Source organism: Xylophilus ampelinus, assembly GCF_003217575.1.
Taxonomy (GTDB): Bacteria; Pseudomonadota; Gammaproteobacteria; order Burkholderiales; family Burkholderiaceae_C; genus Xylophilus; species Xylophilus ampelinus.
The window spans coordinates 53,465-67,983 of record NZ_QJTC01000007.1 but is presented as its reverse complement, the minus strand read 5'-3'; the positions used below and the strand labels follow the sequence as shown (position 1 = coordinate 67,983).

Genomic DNA, 14,519 nt, shown 5'->3' with positions numbered 1-14,519 from the left:
GAAAGTCCTCGGAATAAAAGAAAAATAAAAAAGCCGGATACGGAAGGGGCCGCCACGCACCTTATCGCCGCGGCCTGCGGACCGTGCGACACCCCGGCGACGACCCCAGGGACCGCGGGTGCTTGGATATACGGTCAAAAGTGCTCTCGGCCGTCGTCCCTTGTCGACCATTAGCTATAGAAATAATAGCTAAAGAGTGATGGTGCAGCCCGAACGTCCTGCCAGCCGCGCCTGCAGACATCGGCATATTCCCGCGCTGCCGGTCACCGCCGCCCCGCCCCCCCTGCGGCCTGCTTCGCGCCCCGGACCCGCCCGCCTGTTCCATTCGGGGCAACCGCCCGCATCTGCGCCTTCAGGCCGCCGCCGGCTGCCACCTGCCGTGCCGTGCCTCCATGCCGATCAAGCCCTTCTTCTTACTCACCGCCCTGCTGCACGCCTACGTCGCCCTGCGGCTGGTGCCGGGCCTCGCGCCCTGGTGGCCGGCGGGCATCGGACTGGGCGCGTTGCTGCTGGTGTCGGCGGGGGCGCTGCCGGTGCCGCTGCGGGCCCGGCGCACGCCGCTGCACCCGGCCTGGCAGTGGCTGGGGGCCATCGCGATGGGCTGGTTCTCGTCCCTGCTGGTGCTGACGCTGCTGCGCGACCTGCTGCTGGCGGCGTGGTGGGCCGCCGGCGCGGCGGGCCTGGCGGCGGCGCCGGCCCCTGCGGCGTGGCGGCACGGCAGCGCGGCGGCGGTGGTGCTGGCGGCGGTGTCGGCGTCGGCCCTCGGCCTGTGGAACGCCCGGCGCACCGCCCGGGTGCGACGGATTGACATCGCGCTGCCGCAGCTGCCGGCGGCGCTGCAGGGCTTCACCATCGCCCAGCTGAGCGACCTGCACGTGGGCCCGACCATCGGCCGCGGCTACATCGCGCGCATCGTCGACCGGGTCAACGCGCTGCAGCCCGATCTGGTGGCGATCACCGGAGACCTGGTCGACGGCAGCGTGCCGACGCTGCGCGACCGGATCGCGCCGCTGGCCGGCCTGCGCTCGCGCCACGGCAGCTATGTCGTCACCGGCAACCACGAGTACTACGCCGGCGCCCACGCCTGGATCGACGAACTGCGCCGCATAGGCCTGACGGTGCTGATGAACGAGCACGTGCTGCTGCGGCCCGGCAGCGCCGTGGGAGCGGCGGAGGGCACGGGCCGGGGCGATGCCGACGCATTGCTGCTGGCGGGCGTGACCGATTTCCACGCTGTGCACTTCGACGCAGCCCACGCCAGCGACCCGGTGCGCGCCCTGCAAGGCGCACCGACGGCCAGCACCACCCGGGTGCTGCTGGCCCACCAGCCGCGCAGCGCGCCGGCCGCGGCCGATGCGGGCTTCCAGCTGCAGCTCTCGGGCCACACCCACGGCGGGCAGTTCTGGCCGTGGAACCTGTTCGTGCCGCTGCAGCAGCCCTTCGTGGCCGGCCTGCACCGACTGCGCGGCCTGCAGGTGTATGTGAGCCGCGGCACCGGCTACTGGGGGCCGCCCAAGCGCCTGGGCGCGCCGTCGGAGATCACGCTGCTGCGGCTGGTGCGGCAGGGCTGACCGGCGCGAGGCGGCCGCGGCGGAGCGGTCGCTGCGCCGCCTCACCGAGACGCTGGAGGCCCGGGTCCGGGAGCGCAGCGCCGAGTTGCTGCGGGCCGTAGGAACGGCAGGGAGCTGGCCCGGCCTGCCGGTGGTGCCGACCAGCGGCTACAGCGAGGTACTGGCCGCCGACACCCGCCACGGCTTCGAGCTGGTGCAGAAGCCGTATTCGGTGGCGGCACTGTCGCGCGTGATCCAGCAGGCGATCCGCAACCGGGTGCCGGACGGCTGAGCGTCGTCGGGAACCGCGCGGCGTGGCCGGGGGCCCGGGCGGCCCAGGAGCGCCACCGCGTTTTGAAACGTACCGGCCCGCAAAAAAGCATGTAATGGCGGCTGCAGGCGCCCGAGCGCACGACGAACACACACCAACCTACCGAGGAGCTTTCCATGTCCCAGTTCGCCACCGTCACCGGCGATGTCACCTACACCCCGGGTGACGGACTGCCCCTGCCCATCCCGCACGGCAGGATCGAAGTCGAGTTGGCCCCCGACAGCGCCACTCTGAGCTGGGAAGAAGCCAGCGGCGTCGTCGGTCTGGCCGCGATCCCGCGCACCACTTTCGACGAGTACGTGCGCGACGGCAAGATCAGCCTCGACGCCTGATCCGGCACCGCCGCCGAAGGGCCGTCGGACCGATCGGCCCACGACGCGCGATGCTCCTGATTCGATAGCCGTTGTCCGGCACCGGCCGCAGCCACTTTTCTTCTAGAAATCCTCGCCTTCGACGGCCAGCGGTCTGCCCGCGGCCGGCCTAGCGTCGGCCGGGGGCGTCGGCATCGCGCCTGCGGGCACCTCGCCGCCCAGGGCCAGTATCAGGTCGGGGATCAGCTTCTGCAGCTCGCCGGTGGAGATGGCGGCGTCGGCGTCGAAGCCGTCTTCTTTCTCCTGCGAGGTGCCGTCGAACACGCCGTCGAGGAAGGCGATCTTCTTGATCTGCAGGCCCTCGGTCAGCACGAAGGAGACGCGCTCGTCCCAGGTCAGCGCCAGCTTGGTGGGCAGCTTGCCCTGCTCGATGTGCAGGCGGATCTCGTCGATGTCGAGCGGGTGCCGCGCGTAGCGCACCACCGCCTTGCTTTCGTCGCTCGCCTTCAGCTCGCATTCGCGGTCGATGCTGAAGCCGGCGGGCGGCTCCTGGCTCACCAGCCATTCGGACATCGCGGCGACCGCGGTCACGTTGGTGTCGACCAGCGCCACCGACAGGCCCGGCGCCGCCTCGACCAGCGCGGTCACCACCTCGTCGGCGCGGCCCTGGCTGCCGGTGCCGACCACCAGCCAGCGCTCCTCGGTATCCATCCAGACGGTGGTGGCGCCCTGCTTGGTGAAGGCCATCGGCAGCAACGCGAGCAGCGCGTCTTCCTTCAGCTCCTTGGTCTCCTTGCGGCCGGGCCTGCGGCCGGTGGATTTCTCGATTTCCTCGGCGCGTTTCTGCACCTCGCGCTTGACCACCGACGACGGCACCGCCTTCGCCTCGACCATGAACTTCAGGATCCACTGTCCGCCGACCGATTCGGCCAGCGGGCCGTCGGCATCGCCGCGCGGCTCCAGCCAGCCGGCCGAGCGCTCCTGCGTGGCGGTACAGGGCGCGAAACGGGTCCGGCCCAGGTTCTCTTCCAGTTGCTCCAGCGTACCGGCCCAGCCGGGCGAGATGCGGTAGACGATCACGTTCTTGAACACTTGCGCTCTTCCTCTCGGACGCCGCCCGGACAGCGGGCGGCAAACCGCCTATTGTCCGCGCCCGGCGCTCCGCGGACTTTGTACGGGGCTGCCGCAGCGGTAACGAAATCCCCGAAAGGCTTTACACAGACCTCACCTGCGGGCCACGGCGCGCTTACACGCGGCGGCAACACTGGCTCCCAACCTGATGCCACCCACGGCACCGGGCCTTCACCCGAAAGGACGCTTCCATGACATTCGCTCACCGCAAACTCCTCGTCGCCAGCACATTGGCATCCGCCGCGTTCATGGCCCTGGCCCAGACTCCTGCGCCACCCGCAGCACCACCCGCCCCGACGGCGGTCGATGCGCAACCCGCACCGGGCACGCCCCGTGCAGGCGGTGCCGACCGCCGCGACCCGGCCGTCATGCAGCAACGCATGGAACAGGGCCTGGCCCGCGAGAAGGCGCGGCTGCAGATCACCGCCGCGCAAGAGCCGGCCTGGAACGCCTTCACCGCAGCGATCCGCCCCGACCCGGCGCAGTGGGCCCGGATGCAGGCCGAGCGCGGCGAATGGGCCAAGCTCACCACGCCCGAGCGGATCGACCGGATGCGTGCCGAGCGCAACCAGCGCGATGCCGAGATCGACCGCCGCGGCGACGCCACCAAGACCTTCTACGCCGCGCTGACGCCAGCCCAGCAGAAGCTGTTCGACGAGCGCCCGATGATGCACGGCGGCCCTGGCAGCCCCGACGGCAAGGGTGGTCCGGGCCACGGACACGGCCCGCACGGCGAACACGGTGCCCCCGCGGCGCCCGGTGCCGCGGCGGTCCCCGGCGCCCGCTGATCCACCACGGAAGTCCAGACGTCGAAAGGGCCCGCGTGTGCGGGCCCTTTCGCGTTGGAAAAACGGCAGCGCCGGGCTTACTTGGCCTTTTCGGCTTCGCGTGGCGTAGTGCGGGCTGCCGCCTTGCCTTCGGCACGCTTCATGTCGCGGGTAGTGGTGGAGGTCTGGCCACCCATCGTGCTGGGTGCGGTGCCGGCCGGTGCCGCGTTCGGCTGGCTTGCCGGACCGGTCGTGCTGGCTTCGCCCTGTGGCGTGGTGGAGTTGGCACCGCTGCCCTTGTTGGCAGCGGCGGCTTCGCTGCGGACTTCCGCACGGGTCGTGTCGGAGGTACGTGGCGACTTGTCGGGGCCGTTGATCTTGCCGTTCATCTGGGTCGTCGCTTCGCCACCCTTGGTGGTGTTGGGCACCTGTGCCGAGGCCACGGCGGCCACGGTCATCAGGCTGGCGAGAAGCATGGAATGGGCGATCGTCTTATTCATGGTGATCCTTTGGCAGATGCAGTAGTTGCGGGGTTATCGACCCCGTTGTCAGGGGTGTGTAGACAATACGAAACGGCCGTGGACCGATTTATCGGACCATGCGCCCGCGAACTGTAGGACGCTGACGCGAAGGTCCGCGCCCTTTCGGGGCCGCGGTATGGAGGGCGCGGTTTGTTCCCTACACTTGCCGCATCGCCAGCCTCCTCCATACGCCCATGAAAGCCTCCCTCCTGTCCATCGCCGCCGCGAGCCTCGCGCTGGTGTTCTCCTACGCCCATGCCGAGCCGACCGTGATGTCGGGCGTCTACGGCCAATACGGCCGCACCGCCAGCGATACCAACGTCGGCACCATCGGCATCACCGCGCCGATCGACTGGAAGAGCGCGCTCTGGGGCACCAGCGTCGGCGCCTACTGGGACCTGGGCTACAGCCGCCTGCCGTCCGGCATCGACAACAACGACACCACCCACCTGCTGAGCCTGAAGCCGGCCTTCCGCTTCCGCTTCGCCAACGGTGCCTCGCCGTGGTTCGCCGATGCGGGCATCGGCGCCACCTATACCAACGCGCGCTACCGCACCGCCGACAAGGAGTTCAGCACCCGCTTCAACTTCGCGTCGCACATCGGCGCCGGCTACAGCTTCGGGCAGCGCCGCGAGCACGAGCTGATCCTGCGGGTGGAACACACTTCCAACGCCAGCATCAAGAAGCCCAACCCGGGCGAGAACTTCGTCCAGCTGCGTTACGGCTACACCTTCTGAGGCATGCCGGCGCAGAGCGCTCCTGCGGCGCAGGGGGAAATCGGCTTGCCGTCCTACACCCCGCCGCACGGCGGAAATCCGAGAATTCGACCCCCTCCGAAAGGGCCGCCGGCCACGCGTCCCCTTCGGTCGGTGCCTTCCGTACCGCGACCGACCAGACTCTCATGACCGATGCCTCCCCTCCAGCGCCCGCGACCGGCGCGCCGGCACCCTTCGACATCCGGGTGCTGACGGTCAACATCCACAAGGGCTTCACCAGCTTCAACCGCAAGTTCATGCTGCACGACCTGCGCGACGCGGTGCGCAGCGTGTCGGCCGACATCGTGTTCCTGCAGGAGGTGATGGGCACGCACATCAAGCACCAGAACCGCATCGCCGACTACCCGCAGACGCCGCACTACGAATTCCTGGCCGACAGCATCTGGGAGCAGTTCGCCTACGGCCGCAACGCGGTCTACGACAACGGCCACCACGGCAACGCGCTGCTGTCGAAATTCCCGATCGTCCACTACCGGAACCACGACGTGTCGATCAGCGGCCCCGAGCGGCGCGGCCTGCTGCACTGCGTGCTGCGGGTGCCGGGCCGCGAGACCGACGTGCATGCGATCTGCGTGCACCTGGGCCTGGCCGAGAACCACCGCAAGAAGCAGCTGCACCTGATGTGCGAACTGATCCGCAAGGAGATCCCCGACGATGCGCCGCTGGTGATCGCCGGCGACTTCAACGACTGGCGCTGCAGCGCCCACGCGATCCTGCAGAAGGGCGCCGGCCTGCGCGAGGTGTTCGTGCAGGCGACCGGCAAGGCGGCCCGCACCTTCCCCGCCAAGATGCCGATGCTGCAGCTCGACCGCATCTACGTGCGCAACGCCTCGGTGCAGAAGCCCTTCGTGCTGCCGCGCCGGCCGTGGTCGCACCTCTCCGACCACGCGCCGCTGGCCGCCGAGCTGACGATATGAGCAGCACCCCGCTCCGCAATGCCCGCTGGGTGCCCGGCAACCGGTTCACCCTGCTCGAGAACGGCGAGGCGTACTTCCCGCGTGTCTTCGAATGCATCGCTGCCGCGCGGCAGGAGGTGCTGCTCGAGACCTTCATCCTGTTCGAAGACAAGGTGGGGCTGGCACTGCGCGACGCGCTGGTGCGGGCCGCGAAGAACGGCGCCAAGGTGGACGTGATGGTCGACGGATACGGCTCGCCCGACCTGAGCACCGAGTACCTGCATTCGCTCACCTCGGCCGGCGTGCGGGTGCGGGTGTTCGACCCGGCCGAGCGCATTTTCGGCCAGCGCTACAACGTGCTGCGGCGGATGCACCGCAAGCTGGTGGTGGTGGACGGCACTCGGGGCTTCGTCGGCGGCATCAACTACTCGGCCGACCACCTGGCCGACTTCGGGCCGGAGGCCAAGCAGGACTACGCGGTCGAGGTGACCGGCCCGGTCGTCGGCGACATCCGCCGTTTCCTGCTGCATGCGATCGCGATCAGCGGCCCCGGCCGCCGCTGGCTGCGCCGCCGGACCGAGGCCCGGACCGCGGCCGATTCCGGACCCGCCGCCGGCCCGGCCGACGCGATCTTCGTCACCCGCGACAACCACCGCCACACCAACGACATCGAGCGTCACTACCGCGCCGCGATCCGCGCCGCGCGCCAGCGGGTGGTGATCGCCAACGCCTACTTCTTCCCCGGCTACCGGCTGATCCAGGAAATGCGCCGCGCGGCGCAGCGGGGCGTCGACGTGCGGCTGATCCTGCAGGGCAAGCCCGACATGCCGATCGTGAAGACGGCCGCCACCCTGCTCTACCACCACCTGCTGCACGCCGGCGTGCGCATCTACGAATACTGCGAGCGTCCGCTGCACGGCAAGGTGGCGCTGGTCGACGGCGCCTGGTCCACCGTCGGCTCCAGCAATCTCGACCCGCTCAGCCTGTCGCTCAACCTGGAGGCCAACGTCGTGATCCGCGACCCGGCCTTCAACGCGCACCTGTACGAGCGGCTAGACCACCTGATGCAGCACAGCTGCAAGCGCATCCAGACCGAGCATCTGGAAACCGAATGGAGCGGCTGGCGCCTGGTGCGCAGCTTCTTCGTCCTCCACTTCCTGCGCTGGTACCCGACGCTGGCGGTATGGCTGCCGAGCGGCCGCAAGAGCGTGCTGCCGGTCCCGGTGGTGGCCCTGCCCGATACCGCCCAGGGCGGCGCGGCGTCCGACGGCCCCACCCGCACCGGCGCGGCCTGATCCCCCGTCGGCGCCCTGCTCCGCCCACTGCGCCGCATCCTGTCCTCTTTGCTCCCGCACGATGGCCACTCCTTGCGCCCCGGCCTCCGTCGCGCCTGCGCCCCTTCCCGTGCCGGCGGCGTCCGCCCACTGGTTCATCCGGCTGCGCGCGCGGCCATGGTGGACCTGGTCGGTCCGGCTGCTCGGCATCGCCTTCCTGCTGCTGGTCGCTTTCCTGCTGATCCGGCAGGCGCGCACGGTGGACTGGCCCGCGGTCTTCCGGTCGATGAAGGCGCTGCCCCTGCAGGTGCTGGCCGCGGGCGCCGCTTTCGCCGCGGCGAGCCACCTGCTCTACAGCACCTTCGACCTGATCGGCCGGCATTTCAGCGGCCACACGCTCTCGGTGCCGCGCACCATGGGCATCACGCTGATCAGCTACCCGTTCACCCTCAACCTCGGCTCGCTGGTCGGCGGGGTGGCGGTGCGCTTGCGGCTGTATTCGCGCAACGGGGTCGACACCGGGCAGATCGGCCAGATCATCGGTACCAGTATCGTGACCAACTGGGTCGGCTACTTTTTGCTGGCCGGCGCGGTGTTCCGGCTGTTCACCCCCGCCCTGCCCGAAGGCTGGTCGATCGCCCCCGGCCAGCTGCACGCCATCGGCATCGGCCTGGGCGCGATCACCGTCGCCTACCTGCTGCTGTGCCTCTGGCGCCGCGGCCGGCCGCTGGCCCTGCGCGGCCGCACATTCGTGCTGCCCGGCCCCGCATTCTCCCTGGTGCAGGTGGCGATGTCGGCAGGCAACTGGATGCTGATGTCGGGCGCCGTCTGGGTACTGCTGCAACAGCAAGTGGCCTACCCGGCGGTGCTGGGCACGATGCTCTTCGGCGCGGTGGCGGGCCTGGTCTCGCGGGTGCCCGCCGGGCTGGGCGTGCTGGAGGCGGTGGCGGTAGCGGTGCTGGCCGACTACGCCCCCAAGGACCAGATCCTGGCCGCGGTGCTGGCCTACCGGGCGCTGTACTACTTCGCGCCCCTGGTGCTGGCGGCGCTGGCTTTCGGCACCGTGGAATGGCTGCGGCGGGGCGAAGAAAACAGCGACGGCGCTCCGGTGGCGGACATCGGCACCCCGCGCCGTTGACGGCGGCGCCGACGCGCCTTCCGGCCGGGTCCGCCCGCCCTTTTTTCCAGCAGGGCCTTCGGCTTATCTGTATATTCATACAGTGAACACAGACGCCATTCCCGCCCACCCGCTGCACCGCAAGCTGGCCATCCTGGCCGACGCGGCCAAGTACGACGCCTCGTGCGCCTCCAGCGGGACAGCCAAACGCAGCTCGGTCGGCGGCAAGGGCATCGGCTCGACCGAGGGCTCGGGCATCTGCCACAGCTATGCGCCCGACGGGCGCTGCATCTCGCTGCTCAAGATCCTGCTGACCAACTTCTGCACCTACGACTGCCTCTACTGCGTCAACCGCGTCACCAGCAACGTGCCGCGCGCCCGCTTCAGCGTCGACGAGGTGGTGCGCCTCACCCTCGACTTCTACCGCCGCAACTGCATCGAGGGGCTGTTCCTCTCCAGCGGCATCATCCAGAGCCCCGACTACACGATGGAGCAGGTGGTCGAGGTGGCCCGGGTGCTGCGCGAAGACCACGACTTCCGCGGCTACATCCACCTGAAGACCATCTCCGACGCGTCGCCCGAACTGCTGCAGCGCGCCGGCCGCTATGCCGACCGGCTGAGCATCAACGTCGAGCTGCCGACGGTCGAGGGCCTGGCCAGCCTGGCGCCCGAGAAGGACGGCGACGCGATCCGCCGTTCGATGGCGCGGCTGCGGCTGCACATCGACGACGCCAAGGGCCAGGCACGCGAGGCCGCCGCCCAGCCGATGGTCTTCGTGCCCCAGGCCCGCCCCAAGCGCGCCGCGGCGCCCCGCTTCGCGCCCGCCGGCCAGAGCACCCAGATGATCGTCGGCGCCGACGCCACCGACGACGCCACCATCCTCACCACCAGCGCCACCCTCTACGGCAGCTACCGGCTGCGGCGGGTGTACTACTCGGCCTTCAGCCCGATCCCCGACGCGGCCCGGGCCCTGCCGCTGCAGGCCCCGCCGCTGGTGCGCGAGCACCGGCTCTACCAGGCCGACTGGCTGATGCGCTTCTACGGCTTCGCGCACGACGAGATCGTCACGCCCGGCGCCGACGGCCGGGCGATGCTCTCGCTGGACGTCGACCCCAAGATGGCCTGGGCCTTGGCCCACCGCGAGCGCTTCCCGGTCGACCTGAACCGCGCCCCGCGCGAGATGCTGCTGCGCGTACCCGGCCTGGGCGTGAAGGCCGTCGAGCGGCTGCTGATGGCCCGCCGGGTGCGCCGCCTGCGCGCCGCCGATCTGGGCCGGCTCCACGTGCCGCTGAAGAAGGTGCTGCCCTTCGTGCTGACCGACGACCACAAGCCGACCCGCGCGATGGAAACCGCCGTGCCCGCCCTGGCCCCGCCCGCGCCGGTGCAGGCATCGCTGTTCTGAGGGCGGTGGCGGCGACGGCACCACGGCGTGCATCGGCTCTTTGCTATCATTTAAATAGCTAGAGGTCGTCACGGATCGCCGGCCACAGCCACTTTTCATTCATAGAAACGGCGCGATGGCCACCTACACCGTCCTCCTGCCTTCCGAGACCGACCTGACCGCCTTCCGCGCCCAGGCCCGTCGCCTGCTGACGGCCGGCGTGCCGCCCGAGGCGGTGCAGTGGCAGGTGGAGGGCCGGGCCGCCGGCGATCTGTTCGCGCAGGCGGCGCCCGAGTGCCGGGAGGCCGCGCTGTCGCCCGGGCTGTCCGGTGCGAAGGTGTCCGAGCCTGGGCTGTTCGACGATGCGCCGGCCACGCCCGGCCTGTTCGGCGCCGGATCGTCGACGCCCGCCATGGGACAGCTCTTCGCCGACCCGGCCGACCTCGCCGCCGGGGAAGCACCCGACGGGCCCGACACGGCCGTCGCGACGGCCTCGGACGAAGCCTCGGACGACCCCGAAGACCCGGCCGACCTGCGGACCGACAGCCCCGGTGCCGAACCGCTTTCCGCCGCCCGCCCCATCGGCACCGTCTCCCCCGCCCTGCCCGCCCTCTCCGCCGCGCGACCTGCGCGAGCCGTCTCTGTCCCGCCCACCTTCCTCACGCTCTGCGCCACCGTAGTCCTGCATGCCGACCCCAACCGCTTCGGCCTGCTGTACCGCCTGCTTTGGCGCATGGCCCACGAGCCCGGCCTGCGCCACGACCCGCTGGACCCCGACCGGCTGCAGGCCGAGCAGATGGCCAAGGCGGTGCGGCGCGACATCCACAAGATGCGCGCCTTCGTGCGCTTCCGCACGGTGGCCGACGGCGGCATGGCGCCCGCGCAGACGCCCTCGCAGGGCGCCGCGGCGCCGGGCCGCCCCGAGCCGTCGGCGCGCCCCCTGGAGGGGGAGGGCGAAGACGCGCAGCGCGAAGCCTGGGGGAGTCTTCATGTCGCCTGGTTCGAGCCGTTGAACCACATCGTCGAAGCCAACGCGCCGTTCTTCAAGCGCCGCTTCACCCAGATGCGCTGGGCCATCCTCACGCCGCGGCGCTGCGTGGCCTGGGACGGCCGCACGCTGACCTTCGGCCCCGGCGCCCGCAAGGAAGACGCGCCGCCGGCCGATGCCGGCGAAGGCCTCTGGCTCACCTACTACGCGCACATCTTCAACCCGGCGCGGCTCAAGCTGAAGATGATGCAGAAGGAGATGCCGCGCCGCTACTGGCCCAACCTGCCCGAGGCGAAGCTCATCGGCGAACTCTCGGCCCAGGCGATGGCCCGCAGCGGCGGCATGATCGACCAGGCCGCCACCGTGCCCGCCCGCCGCATCCGCAGCGTCGTGCCGGTGGTGGTCGCCGGCCACACCGGGGCCGCCAGCCGGCCCACGCTGCAGCACCTGTCCGACCTGCAGGACGCCGCCAACCGCTGCCGCGCCTGCCCCATCGGCGCCGGCGCCACCCAGGCGGTGGTCGGCGAAGGCCCGGCCAATGCCGCCTTGATGGTCGTCGGCGAGCAGCCCGGCGACCACGAGGACCTGCGCGGCCGCCCCTTCGTCGGACCGGCCGGCCAGCTGTTCGACCGTGCCGTGCGCGAGCTGGGCTGGTCGCGCGATCGGCTCTACGTCACCAACGCGGTCAAGCACTTCAAGTACGAACTGCGCGGCACCCGCCGCATCCACAAGACGCCGCACCAGCAGGAGGTCGACGCCTGCCTCCACTGGCTGGAGTCCGAGCTGGAACTGGTCGCCCCCCAGGCCGTCCTGGCCCTGGGCGCCACCGCCGCCCGCGCCATCCTGGGCCGCCCGGTGGCGGTGATGCGCGAACGCGGCCAGTGGCACGAGGGCCCCCAGGGCCGCCCGGTCTTGGTGACGCTGCACCCCTCGGCCCTGCTGCGCGCCGACCCGGGCCACGCGGCCGAGAATTTCCGGCGCTGGGTGGAGGATTTGTCGCTGGCGACGGAGCTGGCGGCGGGTTGAGTTCTCAGAAAGTGCGCAGCGATACGTGGCAACGCCTGCCCGCAAACGCTATTAAATGCATAGCTAACCGCCGGCTCCAGACGACGGCTACGGCCGCTTTCCATTCAAACATCTGCCTCGTTGCCGTTGCCGTTGCCGTTGCCAGTGCCAGTGCAGGTGCCATTGCCGCTTTCCCCCCAGGCGTAACTGCCGCGCAGCCGGCAGCAGCCGAGGGTCCCCGCACCCCCGCCCCTCGGGATGCGCCGAGGAGCGCAGCGGCAGACGGAAAAAGGGCCGCGCATGTTTGAGCGCAGCGAGTTTGCGCGGACCCCGCCTGCCGCGAGCACCGCAGGTTGCCCGCAGCGCAGCGGAGGGACGCAGCACGTGGGGTCGCCTTTCTTTGGTTCCTTTCTTTGGCGAAGCAAAGAAAGGGACTCGCCCGCGGGGGCGAAATCCCCGCCTCCGAATCCAACACGTGCGGTGTTTCCACGAACAGCAGCTGAGGCTGTCAGCCGGGCGCGACCCTCACCCCCACCCTCTCCCAGGGGGAGAGGGAGCAAGTCCGGGCAGCCGGGCGCGGGCCAAACAGCCGTCAGTGGATGGCCCGCCGGGCGCGGCCCGCACCCCCGCCCTCTCCCAGGGGCAAAGGGAGCCATGCAGGACAGCCGAACAGTAGGTCGTGACTTCTCAACCCCCCGCCGCCGCAGCCAACATCAGAACCCCGCCGCCAACCCATCCCGCCGCGGATCGCTCGCCGCCAGATACCCTTCTTTCGCCGGATCCCCCATCCGCCAGATGAACTGCCCCGCGCCGAAATCCTGGTAGGCATCGTCGATCACCTCGACCCGGTGCCCCAGCCCCTGCAGCCCCTGCACCGTCGCCGGGTCCATCGCCGCCTCGGCGTTGATCTCCAGCCCGGCGTTGAAGCGCCAGCGCGGCGCATCGCAGGCGATCTGCGGGTTCTGCTGGTAGTCGAGCATGCGCACCACCGTCTGCATGTGGCCCTGCGGCTGCATGTTGCCGCCCATCACGCCGAAGCTCATCACCGGCTGGCCGTCCTTGGTGAGGAAGGCCGGGATGATGGTGTGGAACGGCCGCTTGCCCGGCGCCACCAGGTTGGCGGTGTTGGCACCCGCCGGGTCGGTGCTGAAGCCGAAGCCGCGGTTCTGCAGGCTGATGCCGAAGGTCGGCTCCACCACGCCCGAGCCGAAGCCGGCGAAGTTGCTTTGGATGAAACTCACCATCATCCCGCTCTCGTCGGCCGCGGTGAGGTAGATGGTGCCGCCCTTGACCGGGTTGCCGGCCTTGAAGTCCTGCGCGCGCTTGGGGTCGATCAGCTTGGCGCGCTCGGCCAGATAGGCGTCGTCGAGCATCTGCTCGGCCGTCAGCTGCATGCTCGACGGCTCGGCCACGTAGCGGTAGACGTCGGCGAACGCCAGCTTCATCGCCTCGATCTGCAGATGCTGCGACGCCACCGAATCGACCGGCAGGCTCGCCATGTCGAAATTGCCCAAAATGCCGAGCGCGATCTGCGCCGCGATGCCCTGGCCGTTGGGCGGGATCTCGTGCAGGGTGAAGCCGCGGTAGTCCTTGGCCAGCGGCTCGACCCACTCGGGCCGGTGGGCGGCCAGGTCGGCCCGGGTCATGCTGCCGCCGTGCTTCTGCACAAAGCCGGCGATGGCCTCGGCGATCTCGCCCTCGTAATAGCTGCGGCCCCCGCTGGCGCCGATGCTGCGCAGCGCACGCGCCGCCGCCGGGAACCGGAACAGCTCGCCCACCTTCGGCGCCCGGCCGCGGGGCAGAAAGCTCTCGGCGAAACCGGGCTGCGACTGCAGCTCGGGCGCGCCGGCCCCCCACTTCTGCCGCACCACCGGCGGCAGCAGGTAGCCCCGCTCGGCGATCTCGGCCGCGGGCTCCATCAAATCGGCGAACGGCAGCTTGCCGAAACGCTCCGACATCGCCGCCCAGGCGCTCACCGCGCCCGGCACGGTGATCGAATCCACGCCCCGCCGCGGCCCGTTGGCCTGTCCCGCGCCGTACTTGCCGCTGAAATATTCCGGCGTCCAGGCCTGGGGCGCGCGGCCCGAGGCGTTCAGGCCGTGCAGCTCCTTGCCGTCCCACAGGATGCAGAACGCATCCGACCCCAGCCCGTTGCTCACCGGCTCCACGATCGTCATCGCCGCCGCCGCCGCGATCGCCGCATCCACCGCGTTGCCCCCCTTCCACAGCATCCGCAACCCCGCCTGCGCCGCCAGCGGATGCGAGGTGGAGACCACGTTGCGCGCGAACACAGGCAGGCGGATGGAGGAGTACGAACTGACGTGGTTGAAGTCGATCATGGTCGCGGAATGTCTCGGTTTGAAAGAAAACGGATTCTTGCGCAGGTGACTATTACGGATGAAGCAACCCTATTTCAGGGATACCGTGGAACCGGCTTTGCCGGGCCACCGGTATCGCCCCCGGCGAGGGGG

Annotated in this window: 13 protein-coding genes; 10 read left to right on the top strand and 3 right to left on the bottom strand. The window is 70.4% G+C overall.

The features are described from left to right. Positions 1-392: 392 nt before the first annotated feature. The 3 genes from DFQ15_RS06595 (at position 393) to DFQ15_RS06585 (ending at position 2,213) form a co-directional block, all read left to right on the top strand. The gene (locus DFQ15_RS06595; RefSeq protein WP_110465214.1) at positions 393-1,571 is read left to right on the top strand and encodes a metallophosphoesterase; all 1,179 of its coding nucleotides are present in this window, start codon (positions 393-395) and stop codon (positions 1,569-1,571) included. Positions 1,572-1,656: 85 nt separating this feature from the next. Further along, a complete protein-coding gene (locus DFQ15_RS06590) occupies positions 1,657-1,842 on the top strand; it encodes a hypothetical protein (protein WP_110465213.1) in 186 nt (61 codons plus the stop codon). Positions 1,843-1,997: 155 nt separating this feature from the next. Next, positions 1,998-2,213 carry a hypothetical protein gene (locus DFQ15_RS06585; RefSeq protein WP_110465212.1) on the top strand — a complete coding sequence of 72 codons (216 nt, stop codon included), beginning with the start codon at positions 1,998-2,000 and terminating at the stop codon, positions 2,211-2,213. Between the two features lie 102 nt (positions 2,214-2,315). On the opposite strand, the gene DFQ15_RS06580 is transcribed toward DFQ15_RS06585, so the two are convergent. Next, on the bottom strand, positions 2,316-3,284 hold the full coding sequence (locus DFQ15_RS06580; protein ID WP_110465211.1) for a recombination-associated protein RdgC: 969 nt from the start codon (positions 3,282-3,284) through the stop codon (positions 2,316-2,318). A gap of 230 nt (positions 3,285-3,514) precedes the next feature. Between DFQ15_RS06580 and DFQ15_RS06575 the strand changes: the two genes are divergently transcribed. Further along, positions 3,515-4,111 (top strand): Spy/CpxP family protein refolding chaperone, encoded by a 597-nt coding sequence (locus DFQ15_RS06575; protein ID WP_233504318.1) that lies wholly within the window; start codon positions 3,515-3,517, stop codon positions 4,109-4,111. Between the two features lie 77 nt (positions 4,112-4,188). Here the strand turns inward: DFQ15_RS06575 and DFQ15_RS06570 are convergent, their stop codons facing one another. Continuing rightward, positions 4,189-4,590: a hypothetical protein gene (locus DFQ15_RS06570; protein ID WP_110465210.1), complete on the bottom strand. Its 402-nt coding sequence runs from the start codon at positions 4,588-4,590 to the stop codon at positions 4,189-4,191. Positions 4,591-4,805: 215 nt separating this feature from the next. Here DFQ15_RS06570 and DFQ15_RS06565 point away from each other — a divergent pair, with 215 nt between their 5' ends. The 6 genes from DFQ15_RS06565 to DFQ15_RS06540 all read left to right on the top strand — a co-directional run bounded on the left by DFQ15_RS06565 (position 4,806) and on the right by DFQ15_RS06540 (position 12,069). Then, a complete protein-coding gene (locus DFQ15_RS06565) occupies positions 4,806-5,348 on the top strand; it encodes an acyloxyacyl hydrolase (RefSeq protein ID WP_110465209.1) in 543 nt (180 codons plus the stop codon). 164 nt (positions 5,349-5,512) lie between these two features. Continuing rightward, positions 5,513-6,304, top strand: coding sequence for an endonuclease/exonuclease/phosphatase family protein (locus DFQ15_RS06560; protein WP_110465208.1), 792 nt, complete (start codon positions 5,513-5,515; stop codon positions 6,302-6,304). Then, positions 6,301-7,578, top strand: coding sequence for a cardiolipin synthase ClsB (gene clsB / locus DFQ15_RS06555; RefSeq protein ID WP_110465207.1), 1,278 nt, complete (start codon positions 6,301-6,303; stop codon positions 7,576-7,578). Before DFQ15_RS06560 ends, clsB begins: the two co-directional genes overlap by 4 nt. Before the next feature lie 61 nt (positions 7,579-7,639). Then, positions 7,640-8,695, top strand: a complete 1,056-nt coding sequence (locus tag DFQ15_RS06550) for a lysylphosphatidylglycerol synthase domain-containing protein (protein WP_110465206.1) — start codon at positions 7,640-7,642, stop codon at positions 8,693-8,695. A gap of 82 nt (positions 8,696-8,777) precedes the next feature. Then, positions 8,778-10,076, top strand: a complete 1,299-nt coding sequence (locus tag DFQ15_RS06545; RefSeq protein WP_233504317.1) for a putative DNA modification/repair radical SAM protein — start codon at positions 8,778-8,780, stop codon at positions 10,074-10,076. 511 nt (positions 10,077-10,587) lie between these two features. Further along, positions 10,588-12,069 carry a UdgX family uracil-DNA binding protein gene (locus tag DFQ15_RS06540; RefSeq protein WP_407703854.1) on the top strand — a complete coding sequence of 494 codons (1,482 nt, stop codon included), beginning with the start codon at positions 10,588-10,590 and terminating at the stop codon, positions 12,067-12,069. Between the two features lie 692 nt (positions 12,070-12,761). Here DFQ15_RS06540 and DFQ15_RS06535 read toward each other — a convergent pair. Next, positions 12,762-14,387, bottom strand: a complete 1,626-nt coding sequence (locus tag DFQ15_RS06535; protein ID WP_110465205.1) for a gamma-glutamyltransferase family protein — start codon at positions 14,385-14,387, stop codon at positions 12,762-12,764. Positions 14,388-14,519 lie beyond the last annotated feature (132 nt).